The following is a 19,184-nucleotide window of genomic DNA, read 5'->3' on the forward strand; positions in this document are numbered from 1 at the left end:
CGCCCGAGGGTGCCGAGTGCTTCGCGGAGAGCGCGGTGGGCAAGCCGCTGGACGTGGAGGCCCTGCTGGCGCCTTCACGCGCGAGCATTGCGCCGGCGTCGCCGCTGGCCACCGTGGACATGCAGCATCTCGCCACGCTGCTGCGCCGCCATGCGCGTCCCGAGAACAAGCCGCTCGTGGGCCGGGCACTTCGCGGCGAGCCCCTGGCACCGCGTGGCAGCCAGGACACGTCCCTGCAGCAGCTCATGAGCACCGTGGCCTTCTGCCTGCCCAATGACACGCCGGACGTGGCCATCGTGGAGATGCTGCGCCCGTGCTTCTCCGCAACGGACTGGGGCCAGGGCACGGAGCACCTGGTCACGGAGGCGCTGAAAAAGCTGCACAGGGCCCGCGCACGCAAGGCGGAGCGCGACGCGAAGCGGCTCGCGGCGAACCATGACCTCGTGGCCCTGCTGGGCACGCCCATGAGCGCACCAACGTCCGCCGAGAAGCTGCCGCCCGTGGACGAGGGACTGGAGACGCCAGAGGCCTGGGGCAAGGAGCTGCTCACCTACGAGACGCGGGACGGGGAGAAGAAGCTGCGCAACTGCGAGGCCAACCTGTCCATGGTGCTGCTGCGCTCGCCCGAGTGGCGGGGCACGCTGCGCTTCAACGAGACCTCGAAGGAGATCGAGTTCTCGGGCAGCCCCCTGCGCGCGGACGTGCGACAGGACGACCTGGACACGGAGATTGCCGTCTGGGTCCAGGGCAGCAGCTACGGGCGCCTGGGCCTGATGCCCCGCCCCGCCCAGGTGCGCGACGTGCTTCGCCAAGTCGCCCACGCCAACGCCTACGACCCGCTCCGGGACTACCTAGAGGGCCTTGCCTGGGACGGGAGGCTGCGTATCGACACCTTCCTGGAGCGCTACCTGGGCGCCAGCGGCGACGTGACGCACCTGCGCACCATCGGCCCCAAGTGGCTCATCAGCGCCGTGGCACGGGCGCTCCGGCCGGGCTGCAAGGTGGACACGGTGCTCATCCTAGAAGGCGCCCAGGGGCTCCGGAAGTCCACGGCCTTCCGCGTGCTGGCAGGTGAGTGGTTCAGCGACGCCACGCTGGACATCGGCCACAAGGACTCCGCCGCGCTCGCCTCTCAGTTCTGGATCATCGAGTTGGCGGAACTGGACGCCGTCCGGCGCGCGTCGGATGTGCAGGCCCTCAAGGCCTACGTGTCACGCAGCGAGGACACGTACCGGCCGCCCTATGGGCGCGTCACGGTGCGCACGGCGCGCCGGTGCGTCTTCGTCGGCACTACCAACAGCGAGGAGTACCTGCGCAACGACCCGAGCGGCTACCGGCGCTGGTGGCCGGTGCGATGCACGTCCATCGACATCGAGGCGCTGAAGACAGATCGAGCGCAGTTGTGGGCGGAGGCAGTGGCGCGCTTCCGTCAGGGCGAGAAGTGGTGGCTGTCGGAGGAGGAGGTCCCCCGCGCCGAGTCCCAGGCGAAGGAGCGCAGCGAGACGCCGAACGATGGGAAACGGGATGCCATCGTCCAATGGCTCCTGCGCATGCCGCCTGCTCGGCGCCCGGTGGACGTGCCGCTGCTGACCGTAGCGGAAGAGGCGCTTGGAGTCCTGAAGGGCAACCTCAACACGGCCACGGACCGGGAGATTGCCAGCGTCCTTCGAGACCTCGGCTTCCGCAAGCGAATCCAGAGCGTCGCTTCTGTGCGTCGTCGGGTCTGGGTGGTGCCAGATGCACTGCGCAATTCTCCGGAGGAATTCGCTAGGTGATGTCTCCAGAACGATGCTCGGAACTCAGCTCGTTAACGATTTGAAGAAGGTCTTCCTGCTGAACCAGCAACTCCTCGGCCTTGCCGCCCTTGCTGGCGGAAGGAGCGGCGTGGATTGAAATCAGAACTACATAGACATTGACACCTTTCACACGAAAGAAGCGCAATCCATCAGACTCCTCAAGAGGCAAGCGAGGAAGAACAAACGTGTCGATAAACACAGCAAGGAATCCATTGGGCTGATCGAAATCGCCACAATAACGGGAAACCTGATGCAGACCTTCGGCAATCTTCCTTTTCACTTCGGAAGGCGAGGCGTCTTGGGCAACGTATTTTGCATCAATGACGAGGTGTCGCCCATTCGCATCACTCAGCAGAAGGTCGACCTCCCCACTCGCAGACGTCGGCTCTATGGAAAACTCGACCCCCTGATTGAAAATGTATTCTTGGAGATCCACCGCAAGCGCGCGTTCGCCCTTTTTGCCCTCCAGCCCCTTCACAACGTCACGCAACCGAGCCCGCCTAAACCATTCGCTGCGCTTCTTGTATTTCAAGAGAACAGAATAAAGCGTATTGCGCGCATCTATTTGCTCATCGCAATACTCATAAAGTCCCACAACCGCAACATCCCTAATTACGTCCAGCATTTCATCATACCTAGGATAACGCTCGTCGCCCGTCAGCACAAAATACAACCAACAAACAAGACTCTGGCCGTTTTTTGGCTGATCCCATTCAGCAAGCGCACTCACCACAGAAAGACAGACCGCCGCATGGTCTTCCATCGTTGACGCGATCTGAGCTTCGACGTCGCTTTGCACCTTGTTCGCCTTGGCATCAGCCAAGGCAATCATTGCGTAATTTTTACTGCCAACAAAAGCTCTACTCCGCAGAGATGCTATCATCTGTGCGAACACTGGGTGCCCTTCCAACCAGTCAAGCAGATGCTTGCAGGCCGAGAAAAAAAGTTGCTCGGGGCACGTCTGCGCGCGCCGCACACGCGACTTCAGGACATACCGCGTCCGCTGCACGAGAGAGGGGTCCATCATTGCTCCTTTGCCGGTCAGACTAGCTAAACATTCGTTGCAGAGAAGCCCTTACCCGCTGAAAGCCCCCCAAGTCGTCCTCAAGCTGAATATTCGAGTGGCATCCTCGACAGATGACGACTTCATGGCGGCGAATCTCTCCCAATCGAACCCCCGTCTCCAGCTCGCAATATGGGCACTCGACGTCGATAATGTGCTTATCCAGTTCGGGGAGCTCCATCTCAAGACGCACACGAAACACTCATTCTCCCGACACACGCCAAAAAATCACTAACAACAAACCACCACTCTCGACCATATTCATTACCCCCCCAACCCGCAATCACAACACATACTTCTATTTCCCTGAGACCCGCTGCCCTCGGCGATACTCAATCAGCGCACCGAGAATGGTGGACATCGTCAGGACGACTCCTTGAGTCCCCGTCTGAGTTCCATGAAGCCCAGAGTTCTCCGCAAACCATTGCTGAAACTCGTCGGAAACGAACGTGCCCCCAAAGCCATGCAATTCCTGTCCCGTCATCCCGAAGGAGTCCATTGCGGCCTTGAGCTGACTCTCCAAGCGCTTCCCATGATTCTGATTTTCGACCCACTTCATAAACAGGTCGCCTGCATGGAGATTTGGAGCGAGGTCGTGGCACTCAGCGCACATCAGGAACAGATTGGAGGGTTCATCTGACCCGCCCAGCGAGCGAGGCACAATATGACACCGCTGCAAGGGAGTTTTCTCCCAGCACGCGACGACTTCATCCCAAGGCGCATCTGTCCTCTGCACATCGAACTTATCTCCCCAGTACTTCCTACAGGCCCAGCAGCAAGGCTCCCCCAGATCCACGCCTCTTGCGATGAGCCAGCTCTTCCAGTGCTCAAGGATTCGTCTCTTGATGGGCGTCCCCATGGTGACTATTTCCTCCTGACATTTGGCACTGCCGTCCTAGCCGCAACAAAGTCGAGTTTGCTGCTCGGTCACCTCAAGTGGTGGTTCGAGTCCTTACTCTTAGGTGCGCTAAACGCGCTTTGGTGAGTTCAACAGAAGCTACCAGATAGTACGGGAAATCATCCCCATTAAGAGGGGGTGATTCCGCCCTGCGACAGCCAGCGTCTGCACGCCGTTGAAGCGGGCGTCCTTCGCAGCCTGTCCGTCTCGCAGCTGCGGAAGTTTGCCCTCTGCGAGCGCGCGTGGTTCTTCGTCAAGGTCCTCCGGCTGCCTGAGCGGCCCCTCAAGGCTCGGGACCTTGGCACCGCAGTCCATGCCCAGTTAGAGCACTACCTACGCACGGGCCAGGACGTGCTGAGCCCCTTCGCGGCGTCCGGCAAGCACCTGCTCCCCACGCCAGGTCCGGATCTCCTCGTGGAGGAGCACTTCGGCCAGCCCTCTCCTCTCTTCGCGGACAGCATCCCGCTCACTGGATACATCGACCTCGTCAACCCGCGACGACTCGCCGGGGGCGTGCTGCGCATCACGGACCACAAGACGACGAAGTCCATCGCCAGTTACGCCGCCACGCCCGAGCAGCTCGCCTCCGCAGCCCATGACGCCGGCATCCAGATGATGGGCTACGGCTACTGGGCCGTCCTCGCCGCCGAGCGATTCCCGGGGCTGAAGCGGCTGGAGCTGGAGCACCTCTACTTTCAGACCCACGGCGCGAAGCTCGCCTGCTCCGTCGTCGCCACTGTCAGCGTCGAGCACGTCCGCGATGAGTGGCACACGCACGTCGAGCCGCTGGCGCGCCGCATGCGCGACGTCGCGCGGGCCACGTCCCCCAGCCAGGTCAAACCCACCTGGAGCGCCTGCCAGAAGTACGGCGGGTGCGCCTTCCAGGCGCAGTGCCTCAACTCGCAGTCGCAAGGAAGCAAGCCCATGGCCCTGATGGATCGCATCCTGAAGCCCCAGACTCCGCCCACGCAGCACACCGCATCGGCACCCGCCCAGGCCGCCCCCGAGCTGGAGCTGGCGGCGGTGCTGCCTCCCGACGCGCCCAAGAGCGATCCGACGCTCGCGTCCATCCCAGCGCCCGAGCAGGCCGCCTTGCCGGTCAGCGACGAGGCCCCGCGCCGCAAGCGCCGGACGAAGGCGGAGATGGAAGCCGCTCGCGCTGGCGAGCCCACGCGGCCCGCCGAGGCGAACCTCTCCCTCTTCGTGGACTGCGTTCCCAACTGCCCCGCCGAGCCGCTGGCCGGCTACGTCGGACGCATGGTGGCGAAGATTGAGCAGGAGTGCGGCGTGGTGGACATCCGCGTTGCGCCCAACGACTCGCCCCTGGCCTACGGGAAGTGGAAGGGCGTGCTGGCCGCCACCATCCGCGCCGAGCCTCCCGAGCCCGGCACCTACGCCGCCCTGGGCGTCGCTGGCAGCGAGCTGATGCAGGTGGCCGTGGAGGCCCTGGAGCCGCTGTGCGGCATGGGGCACTTCGTCCGGGGCGTCCGGTAGCGAGGCCCACCCGTGAAGCTTCTCCAGCGCCTTGGCGTGCCCCTGCCGCCGTCTCCATCCCCGGGCGACGTGCCCCAAGTAGCCGAGAACTACTCGCGCACCGGCCGCTCGCCCGTGGGCTGGTCCTCGGACCTGGCCCGAATCCTCGCCCTGCCCCGCCGCGACCTGGCTGCGTCCTACACGACGGCGGACATCGAGGCGCTGGAGGCCCAGCTGCGCGCTCCTGCAGGCCCGTGTGACTGCGCGGCCATGTCCCCTGCCCGTCCGTGTCCTACGCGGCTTCGGCGCGTCCAGGCCCTGGCGCTGCTGGAGGCGTCTCGCGTGGGCGGGCTGCTGGGCCCCATCGGCACCGGGCACGGCAAGGAGCTGACCACCTTCCTCATGCCCATGGTTATGCCGGGCTGCCGCGTGGCGTGTCTCTTCATCCCGGCCAACCTGCTGCCCCAGTTCACGGCGGAGTGGGACTACTACGGCGCGCACTGGCGCTTGCCGAACCTCGCGGGCGGACGCTGGTTCCGGCCAGGGCTGCCGGTGTTGCACGTCATCACCTACAACAAGCTCTCCAGCCAGGAAGCTACGGACCTGCTGGAGCGCATCCGCCCGGACCTCGTCATCCTCAACGAGGCGCACAACCTCAAGGACCCGAAGGCCTCTCGCACCGGCCGATTCCTCCGCTACTTCGAGAAGCGTCCGGAGACGCGGCTCGTGGCCCTGTCCGGCACGTTCGCGTCCAAGAGCATCAAGGACTACGCGCACCTGTCGCGGCTGGCCCTGCGCGAGGGCTCGCCCCTGCCGCTGGCACACCACGTCGTGGAGGAATGGGGCACGGCGTTGGACCCGGGCAAGGTGATTGCCCCACCTGGCGCACTGGAGCGGCTGTGCGAGCCTGAAGAGCACGTCCGCGAGGGATTCCGTCGCCGCCGCAATGACACGCGCGGCGTCGTCGCCACGGACGAGAGCGCCTTGGACAAGCCGCTCATCATCCGCCCACGCTATCCGGGGCCGGTTCCCGCCGAGTTGCTGGCGCTCATTGAGCTGGCGCACGGTGGAGAGCGACCGGACGGGGAGCAGTTCCAGGAGCAGCTCCAAGCCATGGCTTGCGCGCGGCAGCTGTCGGCCGGCTTCTACCACCGCTGGCGCTACCCTCGGGGGGAGGCACCGGAGTTGATCGAAGAGTGGTTCGCGAAGAGGAAGGCCTGGAACAAGGAGGTGTGGGAGGAGCTGAAGGGCGAGCGCCGCGAGCACATGGACTCGCCGGGCCTGCTCACCAAGGCAGCCATCCGCGCGTACATGGTGCCGCCCTACGAGGGAGACAAGCCGGTGTGGCAGGCGTCTACGTGGAGGGACTGGGCAGCTATTCACGACGCGGTGCGGCCAGAGCCTCAAGCCGTGTGGGTGTCGGACTTCCTCGTGCAGGACGCGGCGGAGTGGGCGCGGACCCAGGTGGGAATTGTCTGGGTGGAGTTCCCGGAGCTGGGTGAGCGCATCGCCCGCGCCGCTGGCGTGCCTTTCTATGGCGGAGGGCGGTCCGCGTCCGAGGCCATTCTCCAGGAGAGCGGGCGGCGCTCAATCGTCGCGAGCATCAAGGCGCACGCGACGGGGAAGAACCTCCAGCAGTTCTGCCGCAATCTCGTGGTGACACCGCCCTCGGACGGAGCCTTTTGGGAGCAACTCCTTGCGCGAACGCACCGCCCCGGCCAACAGGCTGCATGCGTCGAGGTGGAAGTGTGTCTCCACACGCAGGACTACGCAGGGGCCATTGCGACTGCGCGAGCACGGGCGCACTTCATCCAACAGACAGATGGACAGCCCCAAAAACTACTACTCCCAACGCGTGACCCGCAAGCACACTAGCAGATGCCCGGCAAGCACATCCGCCGCATTCAAATGGGTGACGATTATCGCGAAAACAACGACAGATCGGGACGCCTCCACGACTCGCCGTACACCCGATCTAGCAAACCGGAATACTCTTCAGAGATCAAACCCTTCAACTCATTCAGATAAGAAATTAGCTCCTGAACATCATTGCTCCCAACGACTCGGGACCAATTGCCCGGCCGATACTCCATAGGAATGTCGCGCATCAACCCGGCGCACTCTCTGTCCACAACCATTGCATCACAAACCGGCAAGACCGACGCAACCGTCTTCACGTCAGAAAAAGTCCCACGATTCGGTGGCTTTTTCTGTCCACCCGATGCCCTCATCGCCATTGCGGCCCATAGCGCGCAGCTGATTTTGACATATGGCGCCTCAAAGAACGCATCGGACATGAAGAATTTCCCGACCACGGAACGAACCTCTGACTGCGGAATGCCAAGATGCAGACACAAGCGAATCAACCCATTTACCGTACTGACTTCTTCAGAAGGAAAGACTCGCTTGAAATCGGGCGATCCAACACTCGCCATCTCATCAAGCGCCCCTTTCTCCCAGGCTGAGTGCAAGTAAATATATGCCCGACCCAAACTACGCCGCTCTTCATCATAGCGTTCCGCAAATGTTCTGTCTTTTTCCCCCTGCCAACGACTGAAAGCTTCCGTCAACAGAGCGTGCCCAGCGCTTCGCCCTGACCGCAAGTCGTCCGGGCCAACCGCATGACGCACATCAACATCCACCCAGACAGTGTTAATCCATTTATCGACATCCTCAAGAGCCGCATCCCGCGCGCCATCTTCATAGTTTGGGGGCCGCCCTTCGAGCATGGCGCGCATAGATTCCGCCATCTGGTCACGCACTATTTGTTCTGAACCATGAAGCGACACACCTCTTGAAATGTGTTTATAGGTCCTCTCCAATTCACCACTCAGCCCGGAATAGACGGACTCCAACTGGTGCCCCTCAGAATATGGGCAAGCTACAATCTGGGCTTTAACGAGGACATCAATCAACGAATACAGCTCAATCCACCTAGGATCATTCCTGGCCTTCTCATGCTTGTCCTTTGGAGCATTGGCATTCAATGCAAGCATAATATTGCTAATCACGAACTGATCTAGATAGACAACCTTCTTCCTAAGGAGGGGCAGGCTCTCTGATTTTATCTTCATGCATCGACGACATCTCAGGGTTAAACTGTAAGGCCCGACCGCAACAACCCCCAATTCCCTTTTCTTGCAGTACGGGCAGTCTTCAAATGGGGGCCGAATAAATCCCCGAGGGTCAAGAACAACACTTGTCATTCACTCCTCCTGATTGCTCCTGCTGAGTGTGCAAGCATCCCACCTGGCTGCAATGATGCAAAATTACATGACAGGCAAGGGCGCCATTATCCCGAGCCTAATATTGTGAGCCACTTCCGACGACCGCCCCCATTTGAGCTAGTAGGCGTCCTTTCGACGTCCCATCAATGGAGCAGCGGGACATGAGCAACGCAGCACTTTCGCGAATCGTCAGCGCACAGGCGGCGCTCGGCGCGCAGTACCTCAAGGCCGGCCGGTACCGCCTGGAGGTGCAGTCCATCCGCACCAAGGACGGATTCAAGGGCTTGTCCGCCATCGCTGAGCTGAAGGTGGTGTCCGCCGAGCGGACGCAGCCCGCCAGCGAGCCCAGCCGCATCGGCATGGTGGCCTCCTACGTCGAGAAGCTCTCCGAGGCGAAGAAGAACGGCGGCGGGCGCTTCAAGGCCTTCGTCATGGCCCTGACCGGCGCCGAGGAGCAGGAACTGTCCCTGGAGCAACTCGCCAAGTTCACGGGCGACAAGCAGGCCGGGGCCTTCCTCCTCATAGACTGCGAGGTCTTCCCCAAGACGCTGCCCGAGCAGGACGGCAAGCCCGGGAAGGTCATCGAGGGCTACCGCTGGAGCACCGTCAGCCCGACGGACGACGAGCTGGCCGCCATCGAAGCGAAGCGCGCCGAAGCGAAGCTGCCGGCCCTCGCCGTCGCCCTGGCCTGAGTAGTCCCTTCCCCCAACGCAGCTGAGTACCTGGCGCGACTCCCCTACCGCCACGGCTGGCCCACGACACGGGCCTCTTCGTGTTGTGCCCACCTCCCTCTTCAGCTTCGACACCGAGACGCACCTGATTCAACCCGGCCTCCTCGCCCCGCCGCTCGTCTGCGCCTCCATCGCGCACGCGGAACCGGGCAGTGAGCGCCTCCTCTCCGCAGCCCAGGCGCGGGACTGGTTTCGGGACGCCCTTTCCTCTCCAGGCATCCACCTGACGGGCGCCAATCTCGCCTACGACCTCGGAATCATGTGCGCGGACGACGCGCGGCTCGTGGATGCCATCTTTGAAGCTGCCGAAGCCGGGCGCCTTCACGACGTCGCCATCCGCGAGGCCCTCATCGACATCGCCCGAGGGCTGCACGGCGTTGACCCGGAGACGGGCCGCCAGCTGGGGGACGACGAGGGCGCCCGCTATCCGCTGTCCCTCCTGGTGAAGCGCCACCTGGGCCTCGATATCAGCGCCGAGAAGAAAGCTCCGGACGCATGGCGCCTGCGCTACGCGGAACTTGACGGCATGCCGCTGGAGCAGTGGCCCGCCGCCGCCGTGGCCTACCCGAAGCGGGATGCCCGTTTCACGCTGGACGTCCACCTCGCCCAGGAACGCGTCGCAGCCACCGTCCCCAACGGCGGCAACCTCCACGCGGAAGGCGACCAGGTGCGCGCCGCCCTTGCGCTGCACTTCGCATCCATTTGGGGGCTGCGTACTCACGGCGGGCGCGTCGCGGAGCTGCGCCAGCGAGTGGAGGCGGAGTGGAGCACCAACAGGACCCGCTTCCTCGCGGCAGGCATCTTCCGGCCCGACGGGTCCAAGGACTCGAAGCGACTGTCCACGCTCGTCTCCGCCGCATACAACGGCATGCCGCCCGTCACTTCACCCTCGGAGCGCTTCCCAGACGGACAGGTGGCCACCGACAGGGACACGCTCATCGACTCGGGCGACCCGCTGCTGGAGGAGCTAGGCAAGGCCGGCAAGGTGGACAAGTACCGCTCCACCTACCTGGGCAAGCTGGAGGCCGGCGTCGCGGGGCCCCTCAACCCGCGCTTCAACGTCCTCGTCTCCACGACGCGCGTCTCCAGTGACTACCAGCAGCTGCCCCAGAAAGGCGGCGTCCGCGAGTGCCATGAGGCCCGCCCCGGCTTCGTCTACTGCTCCGTGGACTACGCGGGCCTGGAGCTGCGCACCATGGCCCAGCGGGCAATTTGGGACGTGGGCTGGTCGCGCATGGCAGAGGCGCTGCTGGCCAAGGAAGACGTCCACACGTCCGCCGCAGCGACGTTCCTGGGCGAGAGCTACGCAGTCCTCCTGCCGCGCGTGAAGGTGAAGGACGCCACGGCCACGTCCTTCCGCGCGCTGGCCAAGGTCTTCAACTTCGGCAAGGGCGGGGGTATGGGCGCGGGCGCCATGGCCTACCACGCGCGGGCGAAGGACAACGTCCGCTTCTGTCTCCTGGCCAAGGTAGCGGAGGCGTGCGGCATCGAGCGCGTGCCGGTGCGCGTTCAGGGCAAGGTGAAGATGGTCTGCGCCGCGTGCGTGGAAGTCTCCCAGCGCTATGGCGACAGATGGCTGGACGCGTGGCCCGAGCAGCGGGAGCTGTTCTCCCGCGCCAGCCGCCTCACCTACGGCGGGCAGTTCGTGGACGTGCTCATTCCCGGGGCCAACATCCTCCGGGGCGGGTGCGGCTACACGCAGTGGCTCAACACCCCCTTTCAGGCCCTCGGCGCCGTCGGGGCGAAGCTGGCCACCTGGCGCGTCGCCCGCGAGATGTACACGGCCCGGCGCTCTCCTCTCTGGGGCTCGCGGCTCGTCCTCATGGTGCACGACGAGTTGGTGGCGGAGCTGCGCGCGGACTGCCCCAACCGACTGCACGACGCGGCTGAGCGTATGGCACACCTCATGCGGCAGGCCATGCGCGAGACGGCCCCGGACCTCGCGGATGCCATCGAGGCGGAACCCGCCCTCTCGCGGGTGCTGTCGAAGGATGCGGCCACAGTGCGCGACGCTGCAGGGCGACTTCTGGTGTGGGAGCCCGAAGCGAGGGTCGCGGCGTAACTGCCCGCGCGCCCTGCCCCCATTCCAGTGTGGTGAAGACCGAACTCCTCACGGAACGAATCGCACTGTTTCAGGGCGACGCCGCACACGTCGCCCAGGTGCTGGCCCCGGACAGCATCGATGCCATTGTCACGGATCCACCCGCCGGAATTGGGCTCATGGACAAGGAATGGGACAGCGACCGAGGAGGCCGCGACCCGTGGGTGTCCTGGCTCGCGGGTGTCATGCGGGAAGCCTTCCGCGTGCTCAAGCCCGGAGGGCATGCCCTCGTCTGGGCCCTGCCGCGCACGTCGCACTGGACCGCAACCGCGCTTGAGGACGCGGGCTTCGAGGTGCGCGACATCCTCATGCATCTCTTCGGCACGGGCCTGCCGAAGTCGCTCGACGTTGCCCAGGCCATCGACAAGCAGAAGGACAACCGCGCCGAGGTGCTCGTCGTCACCCGCTGGATTGCGGAAATGCGGGACAAGGCTGGCCTGACGAATGCGCAAATCGATGCGGCGCTCGGCATGAACGGGATGGCCGGCCACTGGACGAGCCAGGCCGCTCAGCCCTACGTGCCGCACGAGCAATACTGGCCGGCACTCCTCAAGCTTCTTGGCGTCGCCGAGGTGCCAGAGCCCATCCGCTCTATTGCGGAGCGCATCATCGCGGAGAAGGGGAGACCAGGCCCCAACTGGTTCCAGCGCGCCGTTACCGGGCAGCACCACGAAGCATCCGCTGGCCAGCGCTGGCGCTCCAGGAACGGACTGAACGCGAACCTCGCGCCCAAGGAGCGACGCGACGAGCCCGCCACAGAGGCCGCGCGCCAGTGGCAGGGATGGGGCACCGCCCTCAAGCCCGCTGCGGAGCACTGGATTCTCGTGCGCAAGCCCCTCACCGGCACGGTGGCCGCGAACGTGCTGCGCCACGGCACCGGCGCGCTCAACATCGAGGCGTGCCGCGTCTCCGGTGATGGGAAGGAGCGCTGGCCGGCCCACGTCACGTTTGACGAGAAGGCTGCCTCCTACCTGTCCGACGAGGTGTCGCGGTTCTTCTACGTTGCCAAGCCCTCGCGCTCGGAACGACATGCGGGCGCCGGGCTCAACTCCCATCCCACCGTGAAGTCCATCGCGCTCATGCGGTGGTTGTGCCGGCTCGTGACGCCTCCGGGCGGCGTGGTGCTCGACCTCTTCGCCGGTAGCGGCACCACGGGCATCGCGGCCCTCGCCGAGGGCTTCGAGTTCGTCGGCATCGAGCGCGAGCCTGAATACCTGGCGCTCGCGAAGGCTCGCCTTGAGCACGCCCTGCGGCAGGGTTGTGACGAGGCGACGCCATGAAGCTCGTCTCCATCGACCCTGGGCTTCGGCATTGCGGCGTGGCCCTCTTCGACATCCCCTCCGCATCCCTTCTCTGCGCTGGGCTGCCTAAGAACTCCGAGCCCGCCCACGGTGCGCTGTCCCTTGCCTCCTGGGCGTCCATGGCCGGCGCAGTGCAAGCCTGGCTTCGCCCACGCGTCCAGGACGAGCCCTTCCAACTCGTCATCGAGTTGCCCCGCGTCTACGCCGCCGCGCACCAGCGGGGCGACCAGAACGACCTCATCCAGCTTGCCGGCGTCGTCGGCACGCTCGGGGGCGCCCTGGCGTCCGTCACGGAGCGCCGGAGTGTCTTCCCGCGCGACTGGAAGGGCACCCTCGACGCGGACGCGTTCATCGAGCGCATCAAGCAGCGCCTCGACGCCGCCGAGCACCTTCGCGTCGAGTTGCCAGCCGCGCATGACCTCCACCACAACGTCTGGGACGCCATCGGCATCGGGCTATACGCCCTCGGTCGGCTCTCGCCCCGTCGCGTCTTCCCGAGGTAGCCATGTCCGAGCCTTCGCACGCGCTGAATGCTGCGCCCGACTTCCTCACTGTGGACGAGGCCGCAGAATTACTCCGGGTGAATCGGAAGACGCTCTACGAGGCCATTCGCCTTGGCCAGGTGCCAGGGGTCGTTCGGCTTGGTCGATGCGTTCGACTTTCCCGCGCCACGATGCTGTCGTGTTCACCGGGTCAAGGCGGTCCTGCGCTCAAGGAGAAGCAGTCATGAGCGTGAGACTCAGGAAGTACAACGACAAGAACGGAAAGCCTCAGCAGGTCTGGTTCGTGGACATCAAGTTCAAGCACGCGAGCGGGAAAGTCGAGCGCGTCCGCAAGGACAGCCCGCTCAACACCCGTCGTGGTGCCGAGCAGTACGAACGCGACGTCCGCGCAGCCCTTCTGATGGGCACATTCGGAAAGGAGAAGGAGCCCGTAGCAACCGAGGAGACAAAAGAGGTGCCGACCGTGAAGGATTTCACTTCGCGGTACCTCACCTACTCGGACAACAACAACAAACCCTCCAGCGTCGACACCAAACAGCGGATCCTCAAACACCACATCATCCCGTACTTCGGGGAGATGCCTCTGGATTCTATCGGCCCGGCAGTCATCGAGGACTTTAAGGCCCTGATGCGGAAGAAGAAGTCCGCCGCCAGAGAGAGGAAGACGGCCCCATCCCAGGCAGCGCTCCGAAAGCGCAAGGGCGCGGCTCCCAAGCCTCTGAGCTTGAAGACCATCAACAACGTGCTCACGGTGTTGGGCAAGCTGCTGGCGGTCGCACAAGAACAGGGGGTCATCCAACAGGCTCCGCGCGTGAAGCTTTTTGGGAAGGTGCCCAAGCCCAAGTTCGACTTCCTCTCCTACGAGGAGGCCGAGCGACTCATCACTGCGTCCGAACCTGAGTGGCGTCCCATGCTGCTCGTGGCCATCAAGACGGGGCTCCGACAGGGCGAACTCATTGGGCTTCAGTGGGATGACCTGGACATGCAACGGGGCAAGGTTCACGTCCAGAGAACCATCTGGCGTGGAGTGGAGGGGCTGCCCAAGAGTGGTCGCGAGCGAATGGTGGACCTCCCCGCGTCAGCGACCGAAGCACTCAAGGGACACCGGCACCTGCGAGGCCCGTACGTCTTCTGCCAGGAGGACGGCAAGCCCTTCACGGACGGTAAGTTGAAGCGCCCGCTTACCCGCGCCTTGAAGGCGGCGGGCATCGTCCGGGAGGTGGGCCGCATCGGTTGGCACGACCTGCGCCACACCTACGGCAGCCACCTTGCCATGAGAGGCGTGCCTCTGAAGGTCATCCAGGAGCTGATGGGCCACGCGACCATCGAAATGACGAACCGTTATGCCCACCTGAGCCCCGAGGTGAAGCGGGACGCGGTCCAACTCCTCGACACGCCCTTGCTGGCGTGGGGCAATACAGGGGCAACGGCAGTGGGGTGAAAAATGAAAGGGCCCGTAACCCCTGAGGATTACGAGCCCTTTCAAGTGGAGGCGGAGGGAATCGAACCCTCGTCCGAAAGCCGTCGGCTCTTCGACCCTACGTGCGTAGTCCGCGATTTGCTACGTCACCAGGGCTCCCACGGACGGGATACCTGATGCCGGTCCTGGAAAGATCTCGTCACCTCGGGCCCAGGCACCCTTGGCGACCAGTCCGCATTATGACGGCCCATCCCCACCCCACGGACCGAGAGCAGGGGGACCGCGCACTAAAGACTGCTAATTAGGCAGCCAGCGCGAGCTCAACGTTGTCGTTGGCTTTTGTGATGTTGTCGGCAGTTTTACGAGCACCCAACAAGCTCGGCACGCGTCTCGAACGTCATTGCCCCCGTCGAAGCCAGGTCGCCCCCGGTTCGATGTACGTCATGCGGCCCCAGCAGCTCCGCACCCGTCCTACATTAACCGCTGAACGCCCTCCGTCAATCCTCCTGAAGGCACGGCGGTCACTCCTGCGACATTCCCTCCCCTGCCTGCCCCTCAGGCAGCCCCTTCCTTCCGGAGTCCCCCATGCAGGCGTACGAGCTCCACACCCCCACCGGCTCCTCCAGTTGGACCCTCGTGGAAACGCCCCAGCCCCAGCCGGGCCCCGGCCAGGCGCTCGTCCGCATCCACGCCGTCTCCCTCAACTACCGCGACCTCATCATCGCCCGCGGCACCTACCCCGGCCTCAAGCTCCCTCTCATCCCCTGCTCGGACGGCGCCGGCCAGGTCGTCTCCGTGGGCTCGGGCGTCACCCGCGTGAAGGCCGGCGACCGCGTCGCCCCCACCTTCTTCCAGGTCTGGACCGACGGCGAACGCACCCCGGAGAAGGTCGCCCACGCGCTCGGTGGCGGCGTCCCCGGCGTCCTCTCTGAATACGTCTGCGTGGACGCCGAAGGGCTGGTGCTCCTGCCGGACTGGCTCTCCTACGAGGAGGGCGCCACCCTCCCCTGCGCCGCCGTCACCGCCTGGAACGCGCTCGTCCCCCAGGGTGGCCTCAAGCGCGGGCAGACCGTGCTCGCGCAGGGCACCGGCGGCGTGTCCATCTTCGCCCTCCAGTTCGCCCGCATCCTCGGGGCCCGCGTCCTCATCACCTCCAGCCAGGACGACAAGCTCCAGCGCGCGAAGCAGCTGGGCGCGCAGTGGCTCATCAACTACCGCCAGACGCCGGACTGGGAGGAGGCCGTGCTCACCCTCACCGGCAACCAGGGCGTGGACCACGTGCTGGAGGTCGGCGGCGCGGGCACGCTGCCCCGCTCCATCGCGGCCACCAAGGAGGGCGGCCACATCGCGCTCATCGGCCTGCTCACCGGCGCCCCCGGCAAGCCGGACACCACCGCCACCAGCTCCAAACACCTGCGCGTCGTCAGCACCTACGTGGGCAGCCGCGAGATGTTCGAGGACATGCTCAAGGCCATGTCCCAGGAACAGACCCGGCCCGTCATCGACCGCGTCTTCCCCTTCGCCCAGGCTCGCGAAGCCCTCCAGTACATGGAGTCCGGCGGCCACTTCGGGAAGATCGTCATCACCCTGTGAGGCGTGGCTCTGGCGCACAGGTGACATGCGCCGACAGAAAGCCACCCACCCCCGCCCTACCTCCGGCGTAACGTCCCGCGCGTTCCCAGCACCGAAAGGGTCCGCGCATGCGCCGCCTGTTGCCCCTCCTGCTGCTGCTCCTGATGATGCCGGCGCTGCCGGCGTCCGCGCAGCAGCCTCCTGACGCCTCCCGCTTCTTCCCCTACACGCTGAACACCACGCGCCTGCCCAACGGGCTCACCGTGGTGCGCGTGCCGTTCAACTCTCCCGGCATCGTCGCGTACGTCACCGCCGTGCGCGTGGGTTCGCGCAACGAGGTGGAGCCCGGCCGCACCGGCTTCGCCCACTTCTTCGAACACATGATGTTCAAGGGGACCAAGGCGAACCCGGAGGGCCAGCGCGAGCGAATCCTCGGCGGCTTCGGCTTCGACGACAACGCGTTCACCACCGACGACATCACCGTGTACCAGGTGTACGGCCCCACCGCCGGCCTGGAGAAGCTCATCGCGCTGGAGGCCGACCGCTTCCAGAACCTGGAGTACTCCGAGCCGGCCTTCCAGACGGAGGCGCTCGCCGTCCTGGGCGAGTACCACAAGAACGCCGCGGGCCCGGACCTCAAGCTGGAGGAGACCCTGGCGAAGACGGCCTTCACCCGCCACACGTACCAGCACACCACGCTGGGCTTCTACGAGGACATCCAGGCGATGCCTAAGGCGTACGCGTACAGCCGCTCGTTCTTCGAGCGCTGGTACACGCCCGCCAACACCACCCTCTTCATCGTCGGTGACTTCAACGACGCGCAGGTCGTCTCGCAGGTGACCAAGGCCTACGGCGGATGGCAGCGCCAGCCCACCAGCGTCATCATCCCCACCGAGCCCCCGCAGACGAAGCAGCGCTCCGTCCACGTGGACTGGCCGCAGCCCACGCAGCCGCGCCACGTGCTCGCGTGGCACACGCCCGCCGCGCGCGCGGACACGCCCGACGCCGCCATCCAGACCCTCCTCGCCGAGTACCTCGTGGGCGACACCAGCCCCGCGTACAAGGAGCTGGTGCTGGAGAAGCAGTACGTCGAGTCGCTGAACGTCTACACCACGCCCCACCGCGACCCGTACCTGTTCCCCATCGACGCCACGTTGCAGGACGAGAAGTTCCGCGCCGACGTGGACGCAGTGTTGCGCCGCGAGGTGACGGCCGTGGCCGGCGCCCCGGTGGACGCCGTGCGCTTGAAGGCCATCCAGGACCACCTGCGCTACGGCCTGCTGATGGACCTGGAGACGCCGCGCGACGTGGCCATCGATCTGGCCCTCTACGCGGGCGTGATGGGCCGCCCTGACGCGCTCGCCAGCTATCTGAAACAGCTGGGCAGCGTGACGCCCCAGCAGATCACCCTGTTCGCGAGGAAGTACCTCGAGGACAAGAACCTCACCGTCCTCACCCTCACCCCCAAGGCCGTCGCCGCCGGAGGGACGCCGTGATGAAGACCCGCGCTACCGTGTCGCTCGTCCTGGCCGCCGCGCTGTCGCTCGCCGCCTGCGCCCACCACAAGCCTCCCGAGGAACCGCCCCCGACTCCGACTCCTACGCCGCCTCCCGAGCCGGGCTCCGTGCCCGCGGTGCCGCTGAACGAGCCGCCGCCGATGCACCTCGTCGTGCAGGCCCGGGCGGACACGCCCATCGTCAGCCTGCGGCTCGTCTTCCACACGGGCTCCATCGACGACCCGAAGGGCAAGGAGGGCCTCACCGCCCTCACCGCGAAGCTGATGGCGGAGGGCGGCACGCAGCAGCTCACCGCCGCGCAGCTGCTGGAAGCGCTCTACCCCATGGCCGCCGAGCTCAAGGTCGTCACCGACAAGGAGATGACGACCCTCTCCGGCCGCGTCCACCAGGACTTCCTGCCCGCGTTCCTGCTGCTCTTCACGGACACGCTGCTCCAGCCGCGCTTCGACCCCGCGGAGTTCGAGCGCCTGCGCGCCAACGCGCTCAATGCCGTGCGCAACGGCCTGCGCAGCGAGGACGACGAGACGCTCGGCAAGGTGGGCCTGGACGCGCTGCTCTACGCGGGGCACCCATACGCCCACTACACCGGCGGCACCGTGCAGGGGCTCCAGTCCCTCACGCTGGAGGACGTGAAGGCGCACGCGCGCCGCGTCTTCACGCAGGACCGGCTCGTCATCGGGCTCGCGGGCCCGGTGGACGCGAACCTCCAGCAGACGATGACTTCGCGCCTGAGCGCGCTGCCCGCCAAGGGCGCGCCCCGGGTGGAGCTGCCCACCGTGAAGTCCTCCGCGGGGCGCACGCTCATCCTCCAGAAGCCCACGCTCTCCACCGCCGTGAGCATGGGCTTCGTCACGCCGATGCGCAGGGGGGACCCGGACTTCTTCCCGGTGGCGTTCGCGCTGTCGAACCTGGGCGAGCACCGCCAGTTCATCGGCGTGCTCTTCAACGAGCTTCGCGAGCAGCGCGGCCTCAACTACGGCGACTACGCCTACGCCGAGCACTTCATCGAGGACCGGGGCAACGGCACCTTCAACCGCACCAACCTGGTGCGCACCCAGCAGGACGTGTCCATCTGGCTGCGCCCCGTGGTGCCCGCCAACGGCGTGTTCGCCACGCGCGGCGCGGTGTTCTTCCTGGAGCGCATGTCGAAGGAGCCCCTCACCCCGGAGCGCTTCAACCTGGTGCGCGGCTTCCTCCAGGGCTACACGCGCCTGTGGGAGCAGACCGACCAGCGGCGGCTGGGCTTCGCCATCGACTCGCTCTACTACGGCACGCCTGACTTCCTGAACGCCTACCGCTCCGCGCTGACGACGATGACGCCGGAGTCCGTGCAGGCCGCCGTCAAACGGCAGCTGGCGCCGGAGAAGCTGGCGCTCGTGTACGTCACGGAGGATGCGCAGGGGCTGGCGGAGAAGCTGAAGTCCGGCGCGCCTTCGCCCATCACCTACGCGTCGCCCAAGCCGCCGGAGCTGCTCAAGCTGGATGAACTCATCATCCAGCAGAAGCTGCCGGTGCGTCCGGACGCCGTGCAGATTGTCCCGGCGTCTGGGTTCATGGAGCGCTGACGTCCGCGCGCCCTTCC

15 protein-coding genes and 1 other RNA gene are annotated in these 19,184 nt (G+C 65.5%); 12 read left to right on the top strand and 4 right to left on the bottom strand.

Annotation, left to right across the window (positions count from 1 at the left end; genetic code table 11):
• A partial coding sequence (locus D7X99_RS30805; protein WP_121780894.1) for a virulence-associated E family protein occupies nucleotides 1-1,775 on the top strand: 1,775 nt, incomplete at its 5' end.
• On the opposite strand, the gene D7X99_RS42450 is transcribed toward D7X99_RS30805, so the two are convergent.
• Nucleotides 1,768-2,628, bottom strand: coding sequence for a hypothetical protein (locus D7X99_RS42450; protein ID WP_147476305.1), 861 nt, complete (start codon nucleotides 2,626-2,628; stop codon nucleotides 1,768-1,770). The genes D7X99_RS30805 and D7X99_RS42450 overlap by 8 nt on opposite strands.
• A 529-nt stretch (nucleotides 2,629-3,157) precedes the next feature.
• Complete coding sequence (locus tag D7X99_RS30810) at nucleotides 3,158-3,718, bottom strand: HNH endonuclease (RefSeq protein ID WP_121780895.1); 561 nt, start codon at nucleotides 3,716-3,718, stop codon at nucleotides 3,158-3,160.
• Between the two features lie 177 nt (nucleotides 3,719-3,895).
• Between D7X99_RS30810 and D7X99_RS30815 the strand changes: the two genes are divergently transcribed.
• Together D7X99_RS30815 and D7X99_RS30820 are read left to right on the top strand one after the other, a co-directional pair.
• The gene (locus tag D7X99_RS30815) at nucleotides 3,896-5,251 is read left to right on the top strand and encodes a PD-(D/E)XK nuclease family protein (RefSeq protein ID WP_121780896.1); all 1,356 of its coding nucleotides are present in this window, start codon (nucleotides 3,896-3,898) and stop codon (nucleotides 5,249-5,251) included.
• Nucleotides 5,252-5,263: 12 nt separating this feature from the next.
• Entirely contained in the window at nucleotides 5,264-7,105 is a 1,842-nt protein-coding gene (locus D7X99_RS30820; protein WP_121780897.1) for a DEAD/DEAH box helicase family protein, read from the top strand.
• 44 nt (nucleotides 7,106-7,149) lie between these two features.
• Here D7X99_RS30820 and D7X99_RS42455 read toward each other — a convergent pair whose 3' ends face one another.
• Entirely contained in the window at nucleotides 7,150-8,304 is a 1,155-nt protein-coding gene (locus D7X99_RS42455; protein ID WP_147476306.1) for a hypothetical protein, read from the bottom strand.
• Nucleotides 8,305-8,618: 314 nt separating this feature from the next.
• Between D7X99_RS42455 and D7X99_RS30825 the strand changes: the two genes are divergently transcribed.
• The 6 genes from D7X99_RS30825 (at nucleotide 8,619) to D7X99_RS30850 (ending at nucleotide 14,534) form a co-directional block, all read left to right on the top strand.
• Nucleotides 8,619-9,149, top strand: coding sequence for a hypothetical protein (locus D7X99_RS30825; RefSeq protein ID WP_121780898.1), 531 nt, complete (start codon nucleotides 8,619-8,621; stop codon nucleotides 9,147-9,149).
• 85 nt (nucleotides 9,150-9,234) lie between these two features.
• The gene (locus D7X99_RS30830; protein WP_121780899.1) at nucleotides 9,235-11,250 is read left to right on the top strand and encodes a DNA polymerase; all 2,016 of its coding nucleotides are present in this window, start codon (nucleotides 9,235-9,237) and stop codon (nucleotides 11,248-11,250) included.
• Between the two features lie 32 nt (nucleotides 11,251-11,282).
• A complete protein-coding gene (locus D7X99_RS30835) occupies nucleotides 11,283-12,569 on the top strand; it encodes a site-specific DNA-methyltransferase (protein WP_233613858.1) in 1,287 nt (428 codons plus the stop codon).
• Entirely contained in the window at nucleotides 12,566-13,093 is a 528-nt protein-coding gene (locus tag D7X99_RS30840; RefSeq protein WP_121780900.1) for a hypothetical protein, read from the top strand. Before D7X99_RS30835 ends, D7X99_RS30840 begins: the two co-directional genes overlap by 4 nt.
• Nucleotides 13,094-13,095: 2 nt before the next feature.
• A complete protein-coding gene (locus D7X99_RS30845) occupies nucleotides 13,096-13,320 on the top strand; it encodes a helix-turn-helix domain-containing protein (protein WP_121780901.1) in 225 nt (74 codons plus the stop codon).
• Nucleotides 13,317-14,534, top strand: coding sequence for a tyrosine-type recombinase/integrase (locus D7X99_RS30850; protein ID WP_121780902.1), 1,218 nt, complete (start codon nucleotides 13,317-13,319; stop codon nucleotides 14,532-14,534). The genes D7X99_RS30845 and D7X99_RS30850 overlap by 4 nt, the downstream gene beginning before the upstream one ends.
• Before the next feature lie 43 nt (nucleotides 14,535-14,577).
• On the opposite strand, the gene ssrA is transcribed toward D7X99_RS30850, so the two are convergent.
• Nucleotides 14,578-14,941: a transfer-messenger RNA gene (ssrA, locus tag D7X99_RS30855) on the bottom strand.
• A gap of 157 nt (nucleotides 14,942-15,098) precedes the next feature.
• On the opposite strand from ssrA, the gene D7X99_RS30860 reads away from it, so the two are divergent.
• From D7X99_RS30860 to D7X99_RS30870, 3 genes are all read left to right on the top strand, one after another.
• On the top strand, nucleotides 15,099-16,106 hold the full coding sequence (locus tag D7X99_RS30860) for an NAD(P)-dependent alcohol dehydrogenase (RefSeq protein WP_121780903.1): 1,008 nt from the start codon (nucleotides 15,099-15,101) through the stop codon (nucleotides 16,104-16,106).
• 107 nt (nucleotides 16,107-16,213) lie between these two features.
• Complete coding sequence (locus D7X99_RS30865; protein WP_121780904.1) at nucleotides 16,214-17,581, top strand: pitrilysin family protein; 1,368 nt, start codon at nucleotides 16,214-16,216, stop codon at nucleotides 17,579-17,581.
• Nucleotides 17,581-19,167, top strand: coding sequence for a pitrilysin family protein (locus D7X99_RS30870; RefSeq protein WP_121780905.1), 1,587 nt, complete (start codon nucleotides 17,581-17,583; stop codon nucleotides 19,165-19,167). Before D7X99_RS30865 ends, D7X99_RS30870 begins: the two co-directional genes overlap by 1 nt.
• Nucleotides 19,168-19,184: the final 17 nt, after the last annotated feature.

This window comes from Corallococcus sp. AB032C, from assembly GCF_003668935.1.
Lineage (GTDB): Bacteria > Myxococcota > Myxococcia > Myxococcales > Myxococcaceae > Corallococcus > Corallococcus exiguus.